Annotated in this window: 19 protein-coding genes; all 19 read right to left on the bottom strand. The window is 71.2% G+C overall.

Annotated features, from left to right (window positions below; genetic code table 11):
- Positions 1–47: 47 nt before the first annotated feature.
- Positions 48–1,481: a penicillin-binding transpeptidase domain-containing protein gene (locus CXP56_RS03680; protein ID WP_028848193.1), complete on the bottom strand. Its 1,434-nt coding sequence runs from the start codon at positions 1,479–1,481 to the stop codon at positions 48–50.
- A 202-nt stretch (positions 1,482–1,683) separates the two neighbouring features.
- Entirely contained in the window at positions 1,684–4,851 is a 3,168-nt protein-coding gene (gene ileS, locus CXP56_RS03675; protein ID WP_286899820.1) for an isoleucine--tRNA ligase, read from the bottom strand.
- A gap of 242 nt (positions 4,852–5,093) precedes the next feature.
- Positions 5,094–5,729 carry a hypothetical protein gene (locus CXP56_RS03670; RefSeq protein ID WP_286899819.1) on the bottom strand — a complete coding sequence of 212 codons (636 nt, stop codon included), beginning with the start codon at positions 5,727–5,729 and terminating at the stop codon, positions 5,094–5,096.
- Between the two features lie 104 nt (positions 5,730–5,833).
- Positions 5,834–6,643 (bottom strand): DivIVA-like cell division protein Wag31, encoded by an 810-nt coding sequence (gene wag31, locus CXP56_RS03665; protein ID WP_028848190.1) that lies wholly within the window; start codon positions 6,641–6,643, stop codon positions 5,834–5,836.
- Between the two features lie 42 nt (positions 6,644–6,685).
- Complete coding sequence (locus tag CXP56_RS03660; RefSeq protein ID WP_028848189.1) at positions 6,686–6,970, bottom strand: YggT family protein; 285 nt, start codon at positions 6,968–6,970, stop codon at positions 6,686–6,688.
- A gap of 47 nt (positions 6,971–7,017) precedes the next feature.
- Positions 7,018–7,671, bottom strand: a complete 654-nt coding sequence (locus CXP56_RS03655; RefSeq protein WP_028848188.1) for a cell division protein SepF — start codon at positions 7,669–7,671, stop codon at positions 7,018–7,020.
- Positions 7,672–7,732: 61 nt separating this feature from the next.
- Positions 7,733–8,467 carry a YggS family pyridoxal phosphate-dependent enzyme gene (locus tag CXP56_RS03650; RefSeq protein ID WP_028848187.1) on the bottom strand — a complete coding sequence of 245 codons (735 nt, stop codon included), beginning with the start codon at positions 8,465–8,467 and terminating at the stop codon, positions 7,733–7,735.
- Complete coding sequence (gene pgeF, locus CXP56_RS03645; RefSeq protein ID WP_028848186.1) at positions 8,464–9,171, bottom strand: peptidoglycan editing factor PgeF; 708 nt, start codon at positions 9,169–9,171, stop codon at positions 8,464–8,466. The genes CXP56_RS03650 and pgeF overlap by 4 nt, the downstream gene beginning before the upstream one ends.
- 85 nt (positions 9,172–9,256) lie before the next feature.
- Positions 9,257–10,597 carry a cell division protein FtsZ gene (ftsZ, locus tag CXP56_RS03640; protein WP_028848185.1) on the bottom strand — a complete coding sequence of 447 codons (1,341 nt, stop codon included), beginning with the start codon at positions 10,595–10,597 and terminating at the stop codon, positions 9,257–9,259.
- Positions 10,598–10,782: 185 nt separating this feature from the next.
- On the bottom strand, positions 10,783–11,523 hold the full coding sequence (locus CXP56_RS03635; RefSeq protein WP_084609261.1) for a cell division protein FtsQ/DivIB: 741 nt from the start codon (positions 11,521–11,523) through the stop codon (positions 10,783–10,785).
- 2 nt (positions 11,524–11,525) lie between these two features.
- Positions 11,526–13,004 (bottom strand): UDP-N-acetylmuramate--L-alanine ligase, encoded by a 1,479-nt coding sequence (gene murC / locus CXP56_RS03630; RefSeq protein ID WP_502694560.1) that lies wholly within the window; start codon positions 13,002–13,004, stop codon positions 11,526–11,528.
- Positions 12,997–14,151 carry an undecaprenyldiphospho-muramoylpentapeptide beta-N-acetylglucosaminyltransferase gene (murG, locus tag CXP56_RS03625; RefSeq protein WP_084609260.1) on the bottom strand — a complete coding sequence of 385 codons (1,155 nt, stop codon included), beginning with the start codon at positions 14,149–14,151 and terminating at the stop codon, positions 12,997–12,999. The genes murC and murG overlap by 8 nt, the downstream gene beginning before the upstream one ends.
- A gap of 7 nt (positions 14,152–14,158) precedes the next feature.
- Complete coding sequence (gene ftsW, locus CXP56_RS03620) at positions 14,159–15,655, bottom strand: putative lipid II flippase FtsW (protein WP_051310235.1); 1,497 nt, start codon at positions 15,653–15,655, stop codon at positions 14,159–14,161.
- Complete coding sequence (gene murD / locus CXP56_RS03615; protein ID WP_245566676.1) at positions 15,642–17,060, bottom strand: UDP-N-acetylmuramoyl-L-alanine--D-glutamate ligase; 1,419 nt, start codon at positions 17,058–17,060, stop codon at positions 15,642–15,644. The genes ftsW and murD overlap by 14 nt, the downstream gene beginning before the upstream one ends.
- A 1-nt stretch (position 17,061) precedes the next feature.
- Positions 17,062–18,144 (bottom strand): phospho-N-acetylmuramoyl-pentapeptide-transferase, encoded by a 1,083-nt coding sequence (gene mraY, locus CXP56_RS03610; protein WP_028848181.1) that lies wholly within the window; start codon positions 18,142–18,144, stop codon positions 17,062–17,064.
- Positions 18,141–19,631 carry a UDP-N-acetylmuramoyl-tripeptide--D-alanyl-D-alanine ligase gene (locus CXP56_RS03605; protein WP_028848180.1) on the bottom strand — a complete coding sequence of 497 codons (1,491 nt, stop codon included), beginning with the start codon at positions 19,629–19,631 and terminating at the stop codon, positions 18,141–18,143. The genes mraY and CXP56_RS03605 overlap by 4 nt, the downstream gene beginning before the upstream one ends.
- Positions 19,628–21,115 (bottom strand): UDP-N-acetylmuramoyl-L-alanyl-D-glutamate--2,6-diaminopimelate ligase, encoded by a 1,488-nt coding sequence (locus CXP56_RS03600; RefSeq protein ID WP_028848179.1) that lies wholly within the window; start codon positions 21,113–21,115, stop codon positions 19,628–19,630. Before CXP56_RS03600 ends, CXP56_RS03605 begins: the two co-directional genes overlap by 4 nt.
- Before the next feature lie 282 nt (positions 21,116–21,397).
- On the bottom strand, positions 21,398–22,420 hold the full coding sequence (locus CXP56_RS03595; RefSeq protein WP_286899828.1) for a 6-phosphofructokinase: 1,023 nt from the start codon (positions 22,418–22,420) through the stop codon (positions 21,398–21,400).
- A gap of 177 nt (positions 22,421–22,597) precedes the next feature.
- Entirely contained in the window at positions 22,598–23,101 is a 504-nt protein-coding gene (locus tag CXP56_RS03590; protein WP_028848177.1) for a polyadenylate-specific 3'-exoribonuclease AS, read from the bottom strand.
- Positions 23,102–23,168 lie beyond the last annotated feature (67 nt).

Below are 23,168 nucleotides of genomic sequence, written 5' to 3'. Positions count from 1 at the left end.
GGCCCGGGGCGCGCACCCCGAGGTGACCGATCCGCTGGATCGCCGGGTCATCGCTGTGCCCGCAAGAACCGCGCGGCGACGGACAGCGCACGAGTCTCCGTGCCGCCGTCCTCCACCAGCACGGCGAAAGCGAGATCGCCCGCGTATCCGGCGAACCAGCTGTGCCGCACACCGTGACCGGCCCGTGCCGTGCCGGTCACCCCGTGGACCTCGGCCCCCTCCTTGTCGAGCGCCTTCAGCGAGGACGCCCGCCCGTCGGTGACCACAGCCCGCATGTACTCCCGCAGGGCGGCCACCGTCTCCTTGTCGGGCGCCTGGTAGCCGCTCAGCACCTTGGTGGGATGGGCACGCCAGAACTGCGGCGTCACCGGCTCACCTGCCGCCACGGTTGATACCACGAGGGCAAGCCCGAACGGGCTGACGAACACGTCGCCCTGTCCCTTGCGCTGCTCCATCAGCGTCGCGGCGTCGTCCGCCTTGCGTACCGCACCCGCCTCGGTGCCGATCCCCGGGATCTCGAAGTCGGCATTCCACCCCAGGCTGCTGGCGGCACGCGCGATCGCCGCCGCCGAATCACCATCAGCGGCCAGCGTGACCAGGGAGAACACTTCTTCGCCCGGCGGGTACAGCCCGCTCAGCGAGATCGGTCCCTGGTCGACGTGCTCGTTCTGCGCGACCGCCAGCAGTGCGCCGGTGGACGGCCGGAACGCGATCAACGCGGCGGGCTTGCCCTGGCTGTCCACGGCCGACTGGGCGGCGTCCTGCAGTGGAATGCTCAGCGTGGTGGGCAGCGGCTTGCCGCCTTTCGGCCCGTCGCCGGAGAGGAACCTGACCCGCTTCTTGCCCTTCATCGCCGCGACCGCCCATCGCTCCGGCGGCTGGCGTTCCTGCGCCTCGGCGAGCATGGCGGGCAGCAACAGCTTGGCGCGGTGCGGATGCACCGGTTTCGGCCCGACCTCGCCCCACACCAGCAGCGGACGACCGGAGGCGTCGACCACGGCGGGCACGTCGACACCGTCGACGAGCGCGAGGTGCTGCCCCTCCTCCAGCTCGGGATGCACCACCGCGGGCGAGAAGTCCACCAGCCAGCTGCCGTCCCGCTGAACCAGCGGGACCGTGGTGCGGTAACTGAACGTGCGGTCGTTGGCGAACGTCCACTCGACGGCGACCACGGCCGACGCCTTCGCACCGTTCGTCTTCACCTCACCCAGCGCCGACGACACCGTCACGTCGGGCAGCTTGCGGAAGATCCGGCGCAGCGTGGTCTTGGCCGCGGCGGGGTCGGTGGTCAGCTCGGCCGCCGCAGAGACCTTCCGGTCGTCGAACGCGGTCACGTACTGCCAGGCGATCTCCCACGCACCGGGCGGCCGCCGGTCGTCGTCCGCTTCGAGTTCGTTGCGCAGCACAACGACACCAGCGCCCACGAAACCGGCCACCAACGCGACGATGGCGATGATGGCCCAGCGGCGGTCGGACTGCACGACGCCTGCTCACCTCCCCGGCACGTCGGGCGTCGCCATTCAGCGAAGTTCAGCGAGGTGCCGCCAGTGTGCCACCGGCGCGACCGCGGCTGAACCGCGGCACGACGCCGAGACGGTATCGCGATCAAAAGCGTTACCCGCGCGTCGGCGCGGCGCTCCGGCCGACCACGACTGACTGGCGGCCTGGGTCGGACCGAGCGGTCTAGGTGATCTTGGTGACCGCGACCCGGACGTCCAGGCCGTCGCCGACCGAGCCGGCGAAGCCACCGTCGACCGTGCCGTAGCTGACCTGCTGGCTGAGCGTCTCGCCGCGCACGAACTCCTCGTGCGCCTGCACCGCGCTGCGCACCTCGTCCGGCGCCTGGACGGTCAGCGCGATCCGGTCGGTGATCTCCAGGCCCGCGTCCCGCCTGGCCTGCTGCACCACCCGGATCACGTCGCGAGCCAGCCCTTCGGCGGCCAGCTCCGGCGTCACCTCGGTGTCCAGCACCACCAGACCGGAGTTGCCGGGCAACGCACCGGCGGCACCCGGATCGGTGGACACAAGCCGCCGCTCGATCTCCTCCTCGCGCAGCTCGACGCCGTCGGCCACGATGCCGCCACCGGGCAGCTCGGACCACTGCCCCGCCTTGACCGCCTTGATCGCGCGCTGCACGTCCTTGCCCAGGCGCGGGCCCGCCACCCGGGCGTTGACCGCCACCTGGAACGCGCCGTGCGCGGCCACGTCCGTGGTCAGTTCGACCTGCTTGACGTTGACCTCGCTGCGGACGATGTCGGCGAACGGCGCCAGCCGCTCCACGTCCTCGGCCGCGATGAGCAGCTTGCGCAGCGGCAGCCGGACCCGCAGCTTGTTCGCCTTGCGCAGCGCCGACGCCGCCGAGCACACCTGGCGCACCCGGTCCATGGCGCCGACCAGCGCGGCGTCGCTGGGCAGCTCCTCGGCGGTCGGCCAGTCGGTCAGGTGCACCGACCGGCCGCCGGTGAGCCCGCGCCAGACCGCCTCGGTGGTCAGCGGCAGCAGCGGAGCAGCGACCCGGCAGGTGACCTCGAGCACGGTGTGCAGCGTGTCCACCGCGTCCTGCTCGCCCGCCCAGAACCGGTCCCGCGAGCGGCGCACGTACCAGTTGGTCAGCACTTCGAGGAATTCACGCACCGTCTGGCATGCTCCGGCCAGATCCAGCGCGTCCAGCTGGGCCTGCACGTCGGTGACCAGCTCGTGCGTCTTGGCCAGGATGTAGCGGTCCAGCACGTGCTGGCTGTCGGTGCGGAACCGGCCCTCGATGCCCTCGGCGTTGGCGTACAACACCAGGAAGTAGTACGAGTTCCACAGCGGCAGCACGGCCTGCCGCACCGCGTCCCGGATGCCCCGCTCGGTGACGATGAGGTCACCGCCGCGCAGGATCGGCGAGGACATCAGGAACCACCGCATGGCGTCCGAGCCGTCCCGGTTGAACACCTCGTTGACGTCCGGGTAGTTCTTCCGGGACTTGGACATCTTCTGGCCGTCGTCGCCCAGCACGATGCCGTGCGCGATGCAGTTGCGGAACGCCGGCCGGTCGAACAGCGCGGTGGCCAGCACGTGCAGCGTGTAGAACCAGCCGCGGGTCTGGCCGTTGTACTCGACGATGAAGTCGCCCGGGTAGTGGTGCTCGAACCACTCCGCGTTCTCGAACGGGTAGTGCACCTGGGCGAACGGCATCGAGCCGGACTCGAACCAGCAGTCCAGCACCTCGGGCACCCGCCGCATCATGGACTTGCCGGTCGGGTCGTCCGGGTTCGGGCGGGTCAGCTGGTCGATCATCGGCCGGTGCAGGTCCTCCGGCCGCACGCCGAAGTCGCGCGCCAGCTCGTCCAGCGAACCGTAGACGTCCACCCGCGGGTACTTCGGGTCGTCCGACTTCCACACCGGGATCGGCGAGCCCCAGAACCGGTTGCGGGAGATCGACCAGTCCCTGGCGTTCTCCAGCCATTTGCCGAACTGACCGTCCCTGATGTGCCCCGGCACCCAGTTGATCTGCTTGTTCAGTTCGACCATGCGGTCGCGGAACTTGGTCACCGCGACGAACCAGGACGACACCGCGCGCTGGATCAGCGGGCTCTCGCAGCGCCAGCAGTGCGGGTAGGCGTGGTCGTAGGTCTCGTGCCGCAGCACCACCCCGCGCTTCTTCAGGTCGGCGATGATGTGCGGGTTGGCCTCGAAGACCTGCATGCCCTCGTACGGCGGCACCTGGGAGTCGAACACGCCGCGCTCGTCGACCGGGGTGACCACCTCGATCCCGGCGGCGTCGGTGACCTCCTTGTCCTCCTCACCGTAGGCGGGCGCGATGTGCACGATGCCCGTACCGTCCTCGGTGGTCACGTAGTCGGCCAGCAGCACCTGGTGGGCGTTCGGCTGCTGGCCCGCGAAGAAGTCGAACACCGGGACGTAGCGGGTGCCGGCCAGCTCGCGGCCGGTGAACGCCGCCAGCACCTCCGGGTTCTCGCCCAGCTCACGGGCGTAGGCGGCCACCCGCGCCTCGGCCAGCAGGTACCGCTGCCCGTCCTGGCCGCGCACCACCACGTAGCGCACGTCCGGGTGCACCGCGGCGGCCAGGTTCGACGGCAGGGTCCACGGGGTGGTCGTCCAGACCAGCGCCCGCACCCCGTCCAGCCGCTTGTCGTCCGAGGTCACGGTCAGGCCCACGGTGACGGCCGGGTCCTGCCGGTCCAGATAGACGTCGTCCATCTTGGTCTCGGTGTTCGACAGCGGCGTCTCGCACCGCCAGCAGTACCAGAGCACCCGGAAGCCCTCGTAGATCAGGCCCTTGTCCCACAGGGTCTTGAACGCCCACATGACGCTCTCCATGTAGTCCAGGTCGAGCGTCTTGTAGTCGTTGGCGAAATCGACCCAGCGGGCCTGCCGGGTGACGTAGTCCTGCCATTCCCGGGTGTAGCGCAGCACGCTGCTGCGGCAGGCATCGTTGAACGCGGCGATGCCCATCCGCTCGATCTCGTTCTTGTGCTTGATGCCGAGCTGCTTCTCCGCCTCGACCTCGGCGGGCAGGCCGTGGCAGTCCCAGCCGAAGCGGCGCTCCACCCGGCGGCCGCGCATGGTCTGGTAGCGCGGCACCACGTCCTTGACGTAGCCGGTCAGCAGGTGGCCGTAGTGCGGCAGGCCGTTGGCGAACGGCGGGCCGTCGTAGAAGACGTACTCGTTGCTGCCCTTCTCCCCCGCTTCGCGTGCCTGCACGCTGGCCTCGAACGTGCCGTCCTTGGCCCAGTAGTCGAGGACCTCCCGCTCCAGCTCGGGAAACGACGGCTGCACCGGAACGCCTGCGGCCTCGGTGCTCGTGGTGGCCTTGCCAGCGTCTGTGTTCTTCGGGTACGGCACGGGTGCTCCTCGCGGTTCGCTGCGACGCAGTGCGGCGGTGAACGCCGGTAACGTTGACGCAGGGACGGCGCGCACTCGTGGCGCTCCGCGGTACCACCCCGCTTGCCCGGGCACAAAGAACGCCCGAACCCCTCATTGAACGGCTGTGACGGGCCGTACCCGTCCGGTTCTACTGAGGCCGCGCGGGCCCGTTCTTCCGGAAGCTCCCCGGTGATGGCCGGATCATCGCCGATGCAACAAGATTAGCCGGTGTCCGCAACCCGCTTGCGGCGGGCCCGCTCGGCCAGCGTAGCGTCCGGACGGCACCGGGCGCACGGCGTGAACCCGAGCTCGCGCGCTTCCGACACGGCGATCGGGATGGTCTCCTTGCCGGTCAGCCAGCCACACGCGGCGAGGTGATACCGCGGCTGCTCGTCGATCACGAGCACTTCGTCGGACAGCTCGCAGACGATCAGCACGTCGGCAGCGTCGGTCTCCTCCTCGCCGGGCAGATCTGCCGGGAGCCCCGCAGCGGCCGGGCCGGCGGCAGCCTCGGTGTCCGAGCCTGCTTGCGGTTTGCCCGTGGTGTCGCCCGCCTTCTCTGCTGCTTCCTCGGCGTCCTCGGTCGCGTCCGTCGTCGCGGACACCTCACCGCCGTCGCCCCCAGCTTCACCCGATCGGGTAGAGGACTCGTCCTCCGGGGCGGGCGGCCGGTCACCGCCGTCGGCGCCCGCGCGCCGCGCGGCCCGCCGCCGCTTGATCCAGTCGACGAACAACCCGAGCGCGGCGGCAGCGGAGAAACCGATCGAGACCCAGGCGAACAGCGACTTGGTGGTGACCAGCGCGGCGATCAGCGCACCCAGCGCCGCCAGAACCAGGATCAGGACGAAGAAGAGCACGCCGAATTACATCACGACGACCATCGCGGGCAGCGCAAAGGGGATGGCGTTCTCCGCCGCCATCCCCGGCAAAGACCTGACGTCCGGCTACCGCCGGTCAGGCGCTAGCCCGCTTCGGCGCGTGGTCCGAAGTTGTACCCCTGGCCGCTTTGCGCCGGATCACCTTTGCCCGCCGCCGATGCGGGTGCCGCCGATCCCCGGTCGTCCAGTTCACGCAGTTGCGACTCCAAGAACCCACGCAGCCGAGTCCGGTACTCCCGCTCGATCGTGCGCAGCTCCTCGATCTTCTTACTGAGCACGTCCTTCTCGGCGTTGAGGTTGTTCATCTGCTCGGTGTACTTGCGCTGCGCTTCCCGCTCCAGCGCCGTGGCCTTGTCCCTGGACTGCCGCTCGATCGTCTCAGCCCTGGTGCGCGCGTCGTTGAGCATCGTCTCGGCACGGGCGCGCGCCTCGTTGACCATCGCGTCCGCCTTCGAGCGGGCCTCCGACAGCAGCTGCTCGGCCTTGGTGCGGGCCTCGGCCAGCATGCCGTCCGACTCGGCCTTCGCCTCACCGGTCAGCCGGTCGGCCATCTCCTGGGCCAGGCCGAGCACCTTGGCGGCCTGCACGTTGGGCTCCGCCCCGTCGGCCATCAGCCCCGGGTGGGCCTGGGTCTGCTCCATCGGCGACGGCGCGGGCACCGCGGACAACCGGCGCTCGTCCCTGGCTGCTGCGGCCTCCGCGCGCGCGGCCTCCAGCTCGGCGTCGAGCTGCTCGACCTGCTGACGAAGCTCGTTGTTCTCCTCGATCAGGCGGGCGAGCTCCGTCTCCACCAGGTCGAGGAAGGCGTCCACCTCGTCCTCGTTGTAGCCCCGTTTGCCTATCGGCGGTTTGCTGAACGCGACGTTGTGCACGTCAGCGGGGGTCAAGGACATCTGATCACCTCACGCACTCCAGGACTGCCGCACCCGAGCCCGTCACCCGGGGTAGGAGATGTTCATCAGGACGAACACCACCAACAGCAGAACCATAATGGACAAGTCCAGCCCCACGTTGCCGATTCGCACCGTCGGGATGATTCTCCGGAACAATCGTACTGGCGGGTCCGTCACTGTGTAGATGGTCTCGAGCGTTACCGCAACTCCGCCGGCCGGGCGCCATTCGCGCGCGAACGCCCGAACGAGCTCCACGACCAGCCTGGCCAGGATCAGCAGCCACAGCACGAACAGCGGCCAGTAGATGATGATCCCGACGAGTTCCACGGCTACCACTCTGCCATAATCCGGCCGGTTCGCTCAGCGTCAGGTGGTCAGCGTCGCAGGAACAACCCGTCCTCGGCGATCCGCCTGCGGTCCTCCGCCGACACGTCGGCGTCCGGCGGCGACAGCAGGAACACCTTGTTGGTCACCTTGTCGATGCTGCCGCGCAGCGCGAACGCCAGCCCGGCCGCGAAGTCCACGAGCCGTTTGGCGTCGGCATTGTCCATCTCGGTGAGGTTCATGATCACCGGGTTGCCGTCCCGGAACGCTTCCCCGACCAGCCGCGCCTCGGCGTAGTTGGTCGGGTGCAACGTGACGATCTTGCTGAGCGGGTCGCGACTCGCCGGGGCCGGGTCGACCTGCCGGAGGCGCGACACCGGCTCGGCGGCCCGGTCCATGGCCAGCGAACCGGACGCCGGCGGCGGGTCGGCAGGCACTGGGCGCACCCGCCCGCGCACCGGGATCTCCATCTCGTCGAGGTCCTCCACCGGCCTGGCGGGCCTGCGCCGCGGCCTGCGCATCACCGGCTCCGGGTAGTCGTCCTCGTAGTGCTCGTCGCGCACCGGCGCCGGACGGTACCCGCGCCCGGGGCGCCGGTAGTCCTCGTCGGCGGGGTCGTAACGGTCTTCGGCACGGTAGTCGTCCAGCTCGTCGTCGGCCGGAACCATTCCGAAGTAGGCCTTCAGCTTGTCCAGCGTGCCCATGCCACTCCTCGCCGTCGCGCCTGCCGGCCGGGACCCCAACCGATCACACCGGCCACTACAGTCACGCTAACGCGCGGTGACCAAGCAACGCGGTTCCGACACGCACTCGGGTGGATCCGCATGCCACTGCCGCTTCCAGGTCGCCACTCATCCCCGCGGACAGTTCCACCAGCTCGGGATGGTCCTTGCGCAGGCGTTCGTGGGTTTTCTGCAGCACGGCGAACGCCTTGCCCGGCTCCCAGTCCAGCGGGGCGACCGCCATCAGGCCACGCATCCGTAGGTCACTCATCCGTGCGACCTCGTCAGCCAGCCGGTCGATCTCGTCCAGCGGGCAGCCGCCCCGTGCCGGGTCGCCGTCGATGCTCACCTGCAACTGCACGTCCAACGGCTCGTCCGGCCGGTGACCCTCCTCCCTGGCGCGCGCCACCGCTTTGGCGAGCGCCACGGCCAGCCGCACGGAATCCACCGACTGCACCACGTCGGCCCACCGGGCGACGCTGCGCGCCTTGTTCCGCTGCAGCCTGCCGACCATGTGCCAGCGGACGTCGGCGTCCGGCCGCAGCGCGGCCACCTCGGCGACCTTGGCCGCCGCCTCCTGATCACGGTTCTCGCCGAACTCCCTCAGCCCGAGATCGATCAACGCGGCGACGTCGGTGGCCGGGAACGTCTTGGTCACCGCGAGCAGCTCGACACTGCCCGGCGGGCGACCCGCGGCCTTGACGGCGTCGTCGATGCGCTGCCGCACGCGCTGCAGCGCCTCCTCCAGCTCAGCTCGGCGTCGTGATGAAACGGTCACTCCTGCTCCAGCCACGTCAATGCGGCCTGCCTGCCGGTCACGCCTTCCCTGCGGTGACTGAACAACGTCTTGTCCTCCATCGTGCACCGCGGGTCGACCCCGATGCGGCCGACTCCTGCCGCGGCCAGTTGTTCCCACAGACCGGCGCGCAGGTCGAGGCTCGGCGTGCCCCGCCTGCTGGTCGTCCTGCTGCCCGGCAGGTGTTTGTCGACGTCGGCGGCCATGTCTGCGGGAACTTCGTAGCACTTGCCGCACACGGCGGGTCCGAGCAACGCCTCGATCCGTTCCGGCTTGGCGCCCAGCCGCAGCATCGCCTTCAACGTCTCCGGCACGATGCCGATGCGCGCGCCCACGCGGCCGGCGTGCACCGCGGCCACCACCCCGGCGTCCGGATCACCGAGCAGGACCGGAACACAGTCGGCGACCAGTACGGCGACCGCCAGCCCCGGCGTCGTGGTGACCAGGGCGTCGGTCGCCTCCGCCGAGCGATCCTGCGGCCCGTCCACGACGGTGACGGTGCGCCCGTGCACCTGCTCCATCCACGCGATGTTGCGCGGATCCAGGCCGAGTTCGGTGGCCAGCCGCTTGCGATTGGCGGCGACCGCGCGGGGATCGTCCCCCACGCGGTCGCCGAGGTTGAAGCTGTCGTACGGCGGGGCGGAACTCCCGCCCTCCCTGGTGGTCACGATGCGGCGGATTCGCACGTCCGCGAGCCTAACCCGCGCGCACGCGACGGCCGCCACACGGCCGATCCGCCCCAGCACCCGGGCAGCGGCGCCGGGTGGCCGGTCAGCGCCGCATGAACGGCGGGACGTCGACCTCGTCGTCCATCGAGTCGGTCACCGGGACCGCGCGCGACGGCAGGCTGCCCCGGCCGGCCGGCTGGCCGATGCCGCGGGTCGACGGGGACTGCGGCAGCCCGCCGCGCTGACCGGTGCTCGACTGGATGCCGTTGCCGGTCGTGCCGGCGCCGCCGGATTGCTGGCCGTTCGACGACACCGGACGACCCTCCGTGCCTGCCTGCTGCGATCGGCTGGACACCGGCGCGGCCTGCCCGCCGGTGGAGCCTGCCCCAGTGGATCCGCTCGACTGGCCGCCGCCGAGCTTGCCCGCCTGCGCGGTGGCCGTGGAGCTCGAGCTCCGCGAGCCGACCGTCGGCGGGTCGAGCTTCTTGTGCGGCGGCGTGCCGTTGTCGAAGCCGGCGGCGATGACCGTGACCCGCACCTCGTCACCGAGCGAGTCGTCGATGATCGTGCCGAAGATGATGTTGGCGTCCGGGTGCGCGGCCTCCTGCACCAGCGTGGCCGCCTCGTTGATCTCGAACAGCCCGAGGTCGGAGCCGCCCGCGATGGACAGCAGGGCGCCGTGCGCGCCCTCCATCGACGCTTCCAGCAGCGGCGAGTTGATCGCCTTCTCCGCCGCCTGCACCGCACGGCCCTCGCCGCGCGCCGAGCCGATCCCCATCAGCGCGCTGCCCGCGTTCGACATCACGCTCTTGACGTCGGCGAAGTCCAGGTTGATCAGGCCAGGGGTGGTGATCAGGTCGGTGATGCCCTGAACACCGGACAGCAGCACCTCGTCCGCGCTGCGGAAGGCGTCCATCAGGCTTACCCCGATGTCACCGAGCTGCAGCAGCCGGTCGTTCGGAATGACGATCAGCGTGTCGCACTCGTTGCGCAGCTTCTGGATGCCTTCCTCGGCTTGCTTGGCGCGCCGCTTGCCCTCGAACGAGAACGGCCGGGTGACCACACCGATGGTCAGCGCGCCCAGCTTGCGCGCGATCGAGGCCACCACGGGTGCCCCACCGGTGCCGGTGCCGCCGCCCTCGCCCGCGGTCACGAACACCATGTCGGCACCCTTGAGCACCTCTTCGATCTCCTCGCGGTGGTCCTCGGCCGCCTTCTGGCCGACCTCCGGCGACGCGCCGGCACCCAGCCCGCGAGTGAGTTCCCGTCCGATGTCCAGCTTCACGTCGGCGTCGGACATCAGCAGCGCCTGGGCGTCGGTGTTCACCGCGATGAACTCGACCCCCTTGAGGCCGACCTCGATCATGCGGTTCACGGCGTTCACGCCGCCGCCGCCGATGCCGACGACCTTGATCACCGCGAGGTAGTTGTGCGGGGGCGTCATCGGGTCCGCCTTCCTGGTCTTGAGCACTTGACTTCGCACCGCCGGAAGCGGCCGGGAAACCCTGAACCTCTACATGAGGTTGAGAGTTATGTCAACTTCCGACGTGTTTCTGGACGGTAGGCATCACGTAGCGTCGAATCCAGCAGCCACGCCGCGTGCCCGCTGTGATTTCCGGACGAACGCGTTCACCGGACCGTGGGTAGCTCCGGGCTGGACACGTCGTACACCGTGCCCGGCTGCGACAGCAGCGCGGCGAGCACTTGCGCCTTGACCGCGCCCTGCCGCGCGCTCCCCCACCGCACGCGCTTGCCGCCCGCCAGGGTGAACTGCACGTCGTCCGGCGACCCCGCCTGGATGACGCGCACCTGTTCCCGCAGCTTCTCCGGCATGCCGTCCAGCACCGCCATGGCCGCCTTGGTCGCCGGGTCGGCCGGGCGCGGCCGGGTCAGGCGCAGCTCGGGCAGGTTCTTCGGCGGCTTGTCCACCCGGTGGAACGCCTTCCCGGTGCGGTCCACCAGCTGCGCACCACCCGTGCCCTTGAGGTAGGCGAGGGGAACGCGCTCGACCACGTCGATGGTGATGGTCGACGGCAGCGACCGGCCGACCGTCACTGCCGCCACCTCGGGCAGCTCGGCGATCCGCCGCTCGGCCGCGGCGGTGTCCACCCGCAGCAGCGGCGTCCCCTTGGCCACGCCCGCCTTACGGAGCACGGACGCCTCGGACAGCCGGTGCAGCCCGGAGACCTCGACCGCGGAGACACCCAGCAGCGAGCTGAAGAACAGCAGGTAGGCGATGGCGATCACGGTCACCACCGACAGCACGACGACGGCGTTGCGCTGGCCGGCCGAGCGCCCGGCGCGGCGCTTGCGGCGCCGACCGGCGGATCGCGGTGGCCGGGACCGGGTCCGCTGCCGTGTGGTGGCCACCGTCAGTCTCCCGTGGCGGGCGCTCCGGCGGCTGCTCGCGCGTCCAGCTCCCGCAGGATCTCCGGCCCGAGCTGGGTGACGTCACCGGCACCCATGGTCACCAGCACGTCCCCCGGGCGCACCAGGCCGGCGGCCAGCTCGGCGGCACGGTCGAACGCCGGCTCGTAGTGCACCGTGGCCTCGGTGATCCGGTCGGCGATCAGCTGGCCGGACACGCCCGGCTCGGGTTCCTCCCTGGCGCCGTAGACGTCCAGCACGACCACCTCGTCGGCGAGCTCGAGCGCCTTGGCGAACTCGTCGGCGAAGATCCTGGTGCGGGAGTACAGGTGCGGCTGGAACACCACGACCACACGCCCGGAACCGGCCGCCTGCCGCACCGCGCGCAACTGGGCGGCCACTTCGGTGGGGTGATGCGCGTAGTCGTCGTAGACCCGCACGTCGTTCGCCCGGCCCTTGAACTCGAAACGCCTGCGCACGCCGCCGAACGAGGCCAGCCCTTCGGCCAGCTGGTCCGCGGGAGCGTCCAGCTCGACCCCCGCCAGCAGGGCGGCCACCGCGTTGACCGCCATGTGCTCGCCCGGCACCGCGACGGTGACGTCCAGTTCACGCCCACCGATCCGGACCCGGACCACTCCCCCGTCCTCGGTATGCGGCCGGTAGTCGAGGATCTGGGCGTCGTGCTCGCCGGTGGCCGAACGGCCGTAGCGGCGCACGCGGACGCCGCGGTCGGCTGCCCGGTCGCCCAGCTGGGCGGCCGGCTCGTCGTCGGCGCACACGATCAGGGCGCCACCGGACACGATGCGGTCGACGAACCGGTCGAACACCGCCGAGTACGCCTCGGGCGTCTTGTGGCGGTCCAGGTGGTCCGGCTCGATGTTGGTCACCACCGCCACCCGCGGCGCGTAGACCAGGAACGACCCGTCGCTCTCGTCCGCCTCCGCCACGAACACCGATCCGGTGCCGTGATGGGCGTTGGCTCCGGACTCGTTCAGGTCGCCGCCGATGGCGAACGACGGGTCCAGCCGACAGTGCTGCAGCGCGACGGTCAGCATCGACGTCGTCGACGTCTTGCCGTGCGTGCCCGCGATGCAGGCGACCTGATAGCCCTTCATCAGCTCGGCCAGCGCCTCGGCCCGGTGCAGCACCGGGATCCCGCGCTCGCGGGCGGCGGCCAGCTCGGGATTGGTCTCCTTGATCGCCGTCGAGACGACGACCGCCGTCGGGGGCTCGGGCAGCTGATCAAGGTTCTCGGCGCGCTGACCGACGGCGATCGTGGCGCCCTGCGCGCGCAGGGTCAGAAACGCACGCGACTCCTTGGCGTCCGAGCCCGACACCGTGGCCCCGCGGGCCAGCAGGATGCGCGCGATGCCGCTCATCCCCGCGCCCCCAATGCCGATCAGGTGGGCGCGCCTGAGCACGTCGGGAAGTCCGTCGGGGCGGCCGTCAGCGGCCGGTGTGCCGTTCGTCGAACCGTCAGCCACCGCAAGCCTCCAGAGCGATCCTGGCGAGTACCTCGTCCGCCTCCCGGTGGCCGAGTCCCTTACTCGCTGCCGACATTGTCGCCAACCGGTCGGCGTCGGTGACCAGCGGGACGACGTGCTCGGCGATCCACTCCGGGGTCAGCTCGGCGTCCGCGATCATCAGCGCCGAGCCCGCCTCCACCGCGGGCTTGGCGTTGCTGGCCTGCTCGCCGTTGCCGTGCGGCAGCGGCACGAAGATCGCGGGCAGGCCGACCGCCGACACCTCGGCGACGGTCATGGCGCCGGCACGGCACAGCACCGCGTCGGCCGCCGCGTAGGCCAGGTCCATCCGGTCCAGGTACGGCACCGGGACGTACGGCGGGCTACCCGGGAACTCCTGCACCACCAGGGTGTTCTTGGGGCCGTGCGCGTGCAGCACCCCGACACCGGCGTCCGCGAAAGCCTTCGCCGCGGCCGACACCGCCTTGTTGATCGACTGCGCCCCCTGCGAACCGCCGAACACCAGCAGCGTCGGGGCGTCCGGGTCCAGGCCGAACTCGGCGCGGGCCTGCTTGCGCAGCGCCGCCCGGTCGAGCGTGGTGATCGACTGCCGCAGCGGGATCCCGATCACCTCGGCCCTGGGCAGCGTCGTGCCCGGCACGGCGGCGAACACCCGCTCGGCGAACCGGGCCCCCACCTTGTTGGCCAGCCCGGCGTGCAGGTTGGCCTCGTGCACCAGGATCGGGATCCGGCCCCGTGCGGCCAGGTAGGCCGACAGCGACACGTATCCGCCGAAGCCGACGACCACGTCGGCGCCGACCCGCTCCAGCACGTCGCGGGTCTTGCGCACCGAATCGCGCACCTTCGCGGGCATGCGCAGCAGCTCGACGGTCAGCTTGCGCGGCAGCGGCACCGGCGGCACCAGCTCGAGCGGGTAGCCGCGAGCGGGAACCAGCTGGGTCTCCAAGCCCTTCGGGGTGCCGAGCGCGACGACCTTGGCGTCCGGGCGCAGCCGCCGCACCGCGTCGGCCACCGCCAGCGCGGGCTCGATGTGCCCCGCGGTGCCTCCCCCGGCCACCACCACCGTCGGCCCGGTGGCTGCAGGGTCCCGACGGTGCTGCTCGGCCGCTTCGCCCTGCGGTGACGACTCGGGTGATGACTCGGTCACGAAGTTCCTACCTTCCCCGTCGTGCCGGCGTGTGGCGTGCTTGCCTGGCCGGCCTGGCCGAAGTGCGCCTGGTGGCCTGCCGCGCGGGGCGCCGCGGGCGTCCCAGCTGCGGCCGTCCGGTCGCCGGCTTGCGGTACGGCGGCGGAGCGGGCAACCGGAGCAGGCGTCCGAATTTACCCGGCCCCTGGGTGCGCAGCGCGGCCACCGCGGTGGGCTCGTGCCGCCCACAGTTGGCCAGGATGCCGAACAACCCCAATGTGATGATGAGCGAGGTCCCCCCGTAGGAGACCAGCGGCAGCGTCACCCCGGTCACCGGCAGCAGGCCGACGACGTAGCCGATGTTGATGCACGCCTGGGAGACCAGCCACGCGGTCAACGTGCCCGCCACGATGCTGATCCACGGGTCGACGTTGCGAGTGGCGATCCGCAGGCCGACGACGGCCAGCCCGGCGAACAGGCTGATGACCACGAAACAGCCGACGAAACCGAGTTCCTCCCCGATCAGCGCGAAGATGAAGTCGTGCTGCACGTTCGGCAGGTAGCGCCACTTCGAGCCGCCCTGGCCGAGGCCGACGCCGAACAGACCGCCGTCGGCCAACGCGTACAGCGCCTGGTTCGCCTGGTAGCCGGCGCCGGAAGCGTCGGCCCCCGGGTTCAGAAACGACAGCACCCTGGCCATGCGGTAGTCGGACATCAGAGCCAGCGCGATGACGCCGATGGCTCCGCCCGCGATCATCCCGGCGAACAGGCCGCGCGGCGCCCCGGCGAACCACAGCAGGGCGACCAGCACCACGCCGAGGCTGACCGTGCCCCCGAGGTCGGGCTGGGCCATCACCAGCGCGAACATCACCAACGACACCGGCACCAGCGGGACGAGCAGCTGCCGCCACGACGACGTGTAGCGGGACTTGAGCACCAGGATGTGCGCGCCCCACAGGGCCAGCGCGATCTTGGCCACCTCGACCGGCTGCAGCTGGAAGCTGCCGAACTTGAGCCAGCCCTGGGTGCCGCCCTGCTCGGACCCGAGCGGGGTGAGCACCAGCACCAGCAGGCCGACCGCGACGAACATCAGCATGGGCGCGAACCGCCGGATGACGGCCAGCGGCATGCGCAGCCCCAGCCAGAACGCGATCAGCCCGATGCCCACGTACAGCACGTGCCGCCAGAACACCGAGTACGGCGACATGCCGCTGGCCACCGACTGCACCGACGAGGCGGACAGCACCATGACGATGCCGATCGAGGTCAGCAGGCCGCAGATGGCCAGCACCAGGTGGAACGAGGCCAGCGGCCGGGACAGCCACGCGGTGAGCGGCTTGAGCGCGGTGATCAGCCTGTCGAGCTTGGTCTTGGGCTGCTTGCGGCCCTTCTTCCCCCCGCCACCGCGCCTGCCCGCGCCGTTCTTGATACCGGCCTTGCCCGTGCCCGCCCTGCCTGCGGCACGAGCGGTGCCCGCCTTGCCGGCGGCACGCGACGATCGAGAGCCGGATTCAGCTGTCACCATCGCGGTGCTCCCCCTGCGGCAACGCGCGCACGGCTGCGGCGAACGCCTCGCCGCGCGCGGCGTAGTCGCGGAACATGTCCATCGACGCCGCAGCGGGAGCAAGCAACACGACATCACCTGAGCGCGCCAGCCCACGCGCAGCCTCCACCGCAGCGGTCATGGGCTCATCGTGACCCGAAGTCACCCTGGTGACCGGGACATCCGGCGCGTGTCGGGCAAGAGCAGTGCCGATCACGTCGGCATCGGCGCCCATCAGCACCACCCCGCGGAGCCGTTCGGCCACGTCGGCGACCAGCTGGTCCACCGAGGCGCCTTTGAGCAGCCCGCCGGCGATCCACACGACGCTGCGGTGCGCGGCGAGCGAGAACGCGGCCGCGTGCGGGTTGGTGGCCTTGGAGTCGTCGATGTACCGGACGCCGTCGATCTCGGCCACTTCCACGGCCCGGTGGGCGCCCGGCTGGTAGGCACGCAAGCCGTCCCGCACCGCTTCCGGCGGTACACCGTAGGCGCGTGCCAGCGTCGCTGCCGCCAACGCGTTCGCCACGTTGTGCGGCCCCTGCGGGCGGACATCCGCCAGCGTCGCCAGCTCCTCGGCGGCCCGGATCGGGTCCGGCACGAACGCGCGGTCCACGAGCAGGTCCTCCACCACGCCGACCTCGTACGGGCGCGGACTGTTCAGACTGAAACCGACCCGCTTGGCCTCCGCACCGGCATGGTCGACGGCCACCGACACCGACGTGGCGTCCTGCGCGTTGTAGATCACCACGTCCGACCGGGCGTGGATGCGGCCCTTCGCGGCCGCGTAGGCGGCCATGTCGCCGTGCCAGTCGATGTGGTCCTCGGCGACGTTGAGCACCACCGACGCGCGCGGGGCAAGCGAGGACGACCAGTGCAGCTGGAAGCTGGACAGCTCGACCGCCAGCACGTGGTATCCGGCCCGGACCGCATCCAGCACCGCGAACCCGACGTTGCCACACGCCACCGCGTGCACCCCGGCGGCCTTGAGGATCGCCTCGAGCATCCCGACCGTGGTGGTCTTGCCGTTGGTGCCGGTCACCGCCAGCCACACCGGGGGCCTGGCCTGCCGCTGGCCGATCCGCCAGGCCAGCTCCACGTCGCCGATCACCTCGATGCCCGCCTGCGCGGCGGCCACCAGCAGCGGCGACTCCGGCCGCCACCCCGGGCTGGTCACCACCAGGTCGGTGCCCTCGGGGGGCTCGGCCAGAGCCGGCACGAGGGTGGCCCCGGTGTCGGCCAGCCCGCCGAGCCGCCCGGCGTCGGCGTCGGTGACCGTCACGTGCGCTCCGGCTTCGGTGAGCGCATCGGCCACCGACCGCCCGGTGACCCCGGCTCCGGCCACCAGCACCTTCCGGCCGGCCAGCTCGCTGATCACGGCGTCGACCACGTCAGCCACCCAGCACGCTCAGCTGCTCGCTGTAGAACAGGCCGAGGCCGAGGCCGCAGCAGATCCCGGCGAGCAGCCAGAACCGGATGATGACCGTGGTCTCCGCCCACCCGGCCAGCTCGAAGTGGTGGTGGAACGGCGCCATGCGGAACAACCGCCGCCCGGTGGTGCGGAACACCGCGATCTGCACCACCACGGACAGCATCTCGACCACGAACAGGCCGCCGATGACGATGGCCAGCAACTCGGTCTTGGTGGTCACCGACAGCCCGGCGACCAGGCCGCCGAGCGCCAGCGAGCCGGTGTCGCCCATGAAGATCTTGGCGGGCGCGGCGTTCCACCACAGGAAGCCGATGCACGCGCCCGCCGCGGCGGCCGCCACCACGGCCAGGTCCAGCGGGTCACGCACGTCGTAGCAGCCGACCTGGGGTTCGGCCTGGCAGGAGAGCCTGGCTTGCCAGAACGAGATGACCACGTAGGTGCCCAGCACCATCGCCGAGGCACCACCGGCCAGGCCGTCCAGCCCGTCGGTGAAGTTCACCGCGTTCGACCACGCCGAGATGAGCAGGTAGCAGAACACGATGAAGACCGGCAGCGGGAACGTGATCAGCGCGATGTCCCGCACGTCGGACAGGTGCAGCGACGCCGGGGTCAGTCCCTCGGAATCCGGGAACTGGATGGCCAGCACGGCGAAGGCGACCGCGACCACGAACTGGCCGATCAGCTTCGAGGTCTTGTTCAGGCCCAGGTTGCGCTGTTTGCGGATCTTGATGAAGTCGTCCAGGAAGCCCACCAGGCCCAGCCCGGTGGCCAGGAACAGCACCAACAGCCCGGACACCGTCGGGCCCGGGGTGCCCCCGGTCACCCAGCGGATGCCGTGCGCGGCGAAGTAGCCCGCCAGCATCGCCAGGATGATCGCCACCCCGCCCATGGTCGGTGTGCCGCGCTTGGACTTGTGCCCCTCCGGGCCCTCTTCCCGGATCTCCTGTCCGAAGCCCTGCTTGGCGAAGACACGGATCAGATACGGCGTCACCAGGATCGACACCAGCAGGCCGATCGAAGCCGCAATCAGGATGCTGATCACGCGGTTGCACCTTTCGCACCAGCCGGGTCCAGCAACGCGTCGGCCACGACGCCGAGACCCGCCGCATTGGACGCTTTCACCAGCACGACATCGCCCGGCTCGAGCTCGCGGCGCAGCAGCTCGATCGCCGCCGCGGTGTCCGGCACCAGCACCGACTCGTCACCCCACGATCCCTCGTGGCTCGCGCCGTGGTGCATGGGTGCCGCCCGTTCGCCGACCACCACCAGCCGGGAGATGTTCAGCCGCACCGCGAGCCGACCGATCTCGTCGTGCGCGGACACGCTAGCGTCCCCCAGCTCGGCCATCTCACCGAGGACCGCCCACGACCGGCGGCCCCGGCTCATCGACGCCAGCGCCTTCAACGCGGCCCGCATCGACTCGGGGTTGGCGTTGTAGGAATCGTTGAGCACCACCACGCCGTCCGGCCGGGTGGTGACCGCCATGCGCTGCTGGGACCGGAGCTGCAGCCCGCCCAGCCGTTCGGCGACCTCCTCCGGCGATGCCCCCAGTTCGAGCGCCACGGCGGCACCGGCCAGCGCGTTGCCCACCTGGTGCTCGCCGTGCAGCGGCAGCCGCACGTCGGCCTGCCCGTGCTCGGTCACCAGCCGGAACGAGGGACGAGCCAGCTCGTCGAGCCGGACCTGCTCGGCGCGCACGTGTGCCGCCGGTGACTCGCCGACCAGGACCACCCTGGCCGCGGTGCGCTCGGCCATCGCCGCCACCAGCGGGTCGTCGGCGTTCAGCACGGCGACGCCTCCGGCGCCGTCGCCGGCCGCCGCGGGCAGTGCCTCGGGCAGCTCGCCCTTGGCCTGCGCGATGCCTTCCCGCGAGCCGAACTCGCCCACGTGCGCGGTGCCGACGTTGAGCACCACGCCGATGCGCGGCGGCGCGATGGTGGCCAGATGCGCGATGTGCCCGGTCCCCCGCGCGGACATCTCCAGCACCAGGTGCTTGGTCAAGTGGTCGGCCTTCAGCACCGTCCACGGGTGCCCCAGTTCGTTGTTGAACGAGCCGGGCGGCGCCACCGTGGGGCCCATCGGCTCCAGCAGCTGCGCGATGAGGTCCTTGGTGGACGTCTTGCCGGACGAGCCGGTCACCCCGACGACGGTGAGCCCGCCCGGCGTCAGCGCGTCCACCACGTGCCTGGCCAGCAGCCCGAGCGCCTGCAGCACGGCGGCGCCGGATCCGTCGGTGTCCCCGGCGAGCGCCACCGATCCGCGGTGCGAACCGGGCCGCGCAGGCGGCACGATCACCGCCGGGGCGTCCACCTCGCGGGCGGCCAGCACGCCCGCCGCGCCCGCGGCCACCGCCTGGCCTGCGAAGTCGTGGCCGTCCACCCGCTCGCCGGGCAGCGCGACGAACAGGCCACCGGTGGTCACCTTGCGGGAATCGAACTCCACGCTCCCGGTGACGACTTCGTCCCCGGAGGCACGGTGAAGCCGGCCGCCGACGATCTCCGCCACGGCGGCCAAGGTCAACGGGATCACTGCACTACTCCTCGCAATGCCGCGGTGAGTTCGTCCCGGTCCGAGAACGGGTGGATCTCACCCGCGATCTCCTGGCCGGTCTCGTGGCCCTTGCCGCCGACGAACACCACGTCGCCGGGACGCGCCAGCGACACGGCGTGCTGGATCGCCTTCGCCCTGTCGGCGATCTCGGTGATCTCACCACGATGCTCGGCGGGCACCGCACGCGCCCCTTGCAGCATGGCCGCGCGGATGGCCGCCGGGTCCTCACTCCGTGGGTTGTCGTCGGTCACGATCAGCACGTCGCTGCGCCGCGCCGCCGCCTCCCCCATCAGCGGCCGCTTGCCCCGGTCCCGGTCGCCGCCGCAGCCCAGCACCGTGATCACCCGACCGGTGGTCCTGGCCCGCAGCGCGTCGAGCGCCTGGGCCACCGCGGCCGGCTTGTGCGCGTAGTCGACCACCGCGGTGAACGGCTGGCCGACGTCGATGCGTTCCATCCGGCCGGGCACCTGCACTTCGGCCAGGCCGCGCCGGATGTGCTGCGGTTCAACCCCGACCGCGTGCAGTATCGCCGCGGCGACCAGCGCGTTCGCCACGTTGAACTCCCCGGGCATGGGCAGCTGCGCGGCCAGCTGCAGGCCGTCCGGTCCGTGGATGGTGAACGTCTGCTGCCCGGTCGGCGAGGTCATCAGGTCCGTGGCGGTCCAGATCGCGCCCGAACCGGCATCCAGCGCGACGGTGATCGTCTGCGGAGTCACCAGCCGCTGTCCCCACTCGCTGTCCACCACGACGACTTCGGTGGTCGACCGGCCGTCGAACAGCTTGGCCTTGGCCGCGAAGTAGTCCGACATGTTGTGGTGGAAGTCCAGGTGGTCCTGCGACAGGTTGGTGAACGCGCCGACGGTGAACCTGGTGCCGTTGACCCGGCCCATGGCCAGCGCGTGGCTGGAGACCTCCATCGGGCAGTGGGTGACGCCCCGCTCGACCATCACCGCGAACAGCGCTTGCAGGTCCGGCGCTTCCGGGGTGGTGAACGAGCTGGGCAGCACCTCGCCCGCCACCCTGGTCTCCACCGTGCCGATCAGGCCGGTGGTCAGGCCCGCGGCGCGCAGGCCGGACTCGACCAGGTACGCCGTGCTGGTCTTGCCCGACGTGCCGGTGATGCCCAGCACGGCCAGCCGCAGCGACGGCTCACCGTAGATCCACGCCGCCACCTCCCCCAGCACGGCACGCGGCTCGGGATGGACCAGGATCGGCACCCCGGCGTCGGCCACGGCGGGCCGGGCCGCGCCTTCCTCGTCGGTGAGGATGGCGACGGCACCCGCGGCCAGCGCCTCGCCGGCGAAGTCCGCGCCGTGCGCGCGCGACCCCGGCACCGCGGCGAACAGGTCGCCGGGGCGGACCTCGTGGGCCCGCAGCGTCGTTCCGGTCACCACGGTGTCCATCGCGTCGTGGTCGGCGATCAGCCTGCCGTCGGCCCTGGCGAGCAGGGTCGTCAACGGCATCGGCGTCGTCCGGCTGGGACGACGGCCGGGCGTGGGGCCAGGAGAGCTGCGCGACACGGGCCGAAGGTTACCCGTGGGGCTCACGGCGCCCGGCTCGGGCTGGCCCCTCCGGCGATTCGCGCCACGGCACGGCGCGGCACCACGGCAGGCGGCAGCGCAGCAGCGTGGCCGGGCGGACGGACGGCGGCCGGGCACGGCGAACGGCCCGGCCACGCCGTACCGCGCGACCGGGCCGTGGCAGAACCGGAACCGGATCGGGATCGGGCCTGGACCGGGCCGTGATCAGCCGAAGAAGACCTCCGCCTCGGCGTAGCGCTCCAACGGGACGGTCTTGAGTTTCGCGGTCGCCTCGGACAGCTTCACCCGGACGATCTCGGTGCCGCGCAGCGCGACCATGGTGCCCCAGTCCTCGTCGGCCACTGCATCCACGGCGTGCAGCCCGAACCGGGTGGCCAGCACCCGGTCGTAGGCGGTGGGCGTGCCGCCGCGCTGAGTGTGGCCGAGCACCACGGCGCGCGACTCCTTGCCGGTCCGATCGGCGATCTCCTCGGCCAGCCACTGGCCGACACCGCCCAGCCGGACATGGCCGAACGCGTCCCGCTCCCCGGAGTGCAGCACTTCCTTGCCGCCCTCCGGCACGGCGCCCTCGGCCACCACGATGATCGGCGCGTACTCCCGCTCGAACCGGCGGAGCACCCACTCGACCACCTTGTCCACGCTGAACGGCTTCTCCGGCACCAGGATCACGTTCGCCCCGCCTGCCAGGCCGGAGTGCAGCGCGATCCAGCCCGCGTGCCTGCCCATCACCTCCACCACCAGCGCCCGGTGGTGCGACTCCGCGGTGGTGCGCAGCCGGTCGATGGCCTCGGTCGCGATGTGCACCGCGGTGTCGAAGCCGAACGTGTAGTCGGTTGCGTCCAGGTCGTTGTCGATCGTCTTGGGCACCCCGACGACGTTGATCCCGTCGTCGGTGAGCCGCTTGGCCACGCCGAGGGTGTCCTCGCCACCGATCGCGATGAGGGCGTCCACGCCCTGGTCGCGCAGCGTCGCGCGGATCTTGTCGACACTGTCGTCCTTGTACGGGTTGGTCCGCGACGACCCGAGGATGGTGCCGCCGCGGGCGAGGATGTCCTCCACGTCGGCCAGGCCAAGCGGACGGCTGTCCCCGGTCACCGGGCCTGCCCAGCCGTTACGGAAGCCGACGATGTCCCACCCGTGCTTTTCGATCCCCTTCCGGACCACCGCGCGGATGACCGCGTTCAAGCCCGGGCAGTCACCGCCGCCGGTCAGCACACCAACACGCATCTGTCCTCCGAAATCCGCCGCGACCGCGGCCGTGACGTCCATCACTGCATCGTTGCAGTCGCCAGCGTACCGAGCGGTAGCTGAACCGATTCACCGACCCACCGTAGCGGAGCCGAGCGGGCGGGGCAGGAGGGACGAAGGGGCAGATCCGCCGATCCGGCCAGGCGGCTGGGCCGATCAGCCCATGCCGAGGCCGCGCCGACAGCGGACCTCCTCCATCCGGCGCCAGCGGGCCAGGTTGTGCCTGGCGTCGGCGAGGGCGTCGTGCGCGTTCGGCGGCGGGTCCGGCAGGTCCGGTTTGCCCAGGTCCTCCCAGCGCTGCCGCAGGTCCCTGGTGAACCGGGGCAGCACCCGGGGAAGCTGCGGCATGGCGCCCCACAGCTGCGCGAGAGCGACGTGGTCGTAGGCGGCGTACCAGGCCCACAACTGCACTCCGTCCCGCGGAGTGCCGATGAAGGCCAGCAGGTCCTCCTTGATCTGCTCGCGGCTGCGCCACGCCTCGTGGTTCGGCGGGGGCAGTTTCGGCAGCACGTGCTCGCGCACCCACGGGCCTGCCCTGGCCGGGTCGAACTGGGTGGAGACGGCGTAGAACTCCCGTCCGTGCTCATCCACCACACCGATGGAGACGAGGTCGATGGTCACCCCGTCCTCGATGAACTCGGTGTCGTAGAAGAACCGCATCGTCTTTCAGCCCTCATCCAGGTCAGTCACGGCAGCACGGACAGGCTGCACCCCACCCAACCGGCCC

Origin of the sequence: Thermocrispum sp. (assembly GCF_002919275.1) — a bacterium.
Taxonomy (GTDB): domain Bacteria; phylum Actinomycetota; class Actinomycetes; order Mycobacteriales; family Pseudonocardiaceae; genus Thermocrispum; species Thermocrispum agreste.
Note: the sequence above shows the minus strand (reverse complement) of the source record. Positions and strands in the feature narration are given on the sequence as shown.

Bases quoted from the DNA above. Each gene is read 5' to 3' on its own strand.
- wag31 (WP_028848190.1), bottom strand. From the start codon at position 6,643: ATGTCCTTGACCCCCGCTGACGTGCACAACGTCGCGTTCAGCAAACCG.
- CXP56_RS03655 (WP_028848188.1), bottom strand. From the start codon at position 7,671: ATGGGCACGCTGGACAAGCTGAAGGCCTACTTCGGAATGGTTCCGGCC.
- ftsZ (WP_028848185.1), bottom strand. From the start codon at position 10,597: ATGACGCCCCCGCACAACTACCTCGCGGTGATCAAGGTCGTCGGCATC.
- ftsW (WP_051310235.1), bottom strand. From the start codon at position 15,655: ATGGTGACAGCTGAATCCGGCTCTCGATCGTCGCGTGCCGCCGGCAAG.
- CXP56_RS03600 (WP_028848179.1), bottom strand. From the start codon at position 21,115: ATGCCGTTGACGACCCTGCTCGCCAGGGCCGACGGCAGGCTGATCGCC.
- CXP56_RS03595 (WP_286899828.1), bottom strand. From the start codon at position 22,420: ATGCGTGTTGGTGTGCTGACCGGCGGCGGTGACTGCCCGGGCTTGAAC.
- CXP56_RS03590 (WP_028848177.1), bottom strand. From the start codon at position 23,101: ATGCGGTTCTTCTACGACACCGAGTTCATCGAGGACGGGGTGACCATC.